The organism is Streptomyces sp. NRRL F-5123, from assembly GCF_000721495.1.
Lineage (GTDB): Bacteria > Actinomycetota > Actinomycetes > Streptomycetales > Streptomycetaceae > Actinacidiphila.
Map to the genome: position 1 here is coordinate 1 of NZ_JOHY01000186.1, position 433 is coordinate 433.

1 protein-coding gene is annotated in these 433 nt (G+C 70.7%); it reads right to left on the reverse strand.

Going from position 1 to position 433, the window contains the following annotated elements; all coding sequences use genetic code 11:
* The coding region (locus tag IH54_RS41085) for an acyltransferase domain-containing protein (protein ID WP_043183703.1) at window positions 1-433 on the reverse strand (433 nt) is incomplete at both ends.

Consider the following 433-nt stretch of genomic DNA (forward strand, 5'->3'; position numbering starts at 1 on the left):
GCCATGGCGCCGCCGGGGGGTAGTTCGCCCATGAGGGTGGCGCGGGCGGTGACGAGGCGGGCGGCGTCTTCGAGGGTGAGGACGCCGGCGATGTGGGCGGCGGTGATCTCGCCGATGGAGTGTCCGGCGACGGTGTCGGGTTTGAGGCCCATTGTTCCGAGCAGTCGTGCGAGGGCGACTTGGAGGGCGAAGAGCCCGGCTTGTGTGTAGGTGGTGTGGTCGAGGAGTTGGGCGTGTTCGGGGTTGAAGACCACGTCTCGGAGCGGGTGGTGGAGGTGTGGGTCGAGCAGGGCGCAGACTTCGTCGAAGGCTTCGGCGAAGGCGGGGAAGCGGGTGTGGAGTTCGGCTCCCATGCCGGTGCGCTGGCTGCCCTGTCCGGAGAACAGCCACACCGTCCGCCCCGCCGCGACCGCCCCGCCCGGCGCCGTCACCA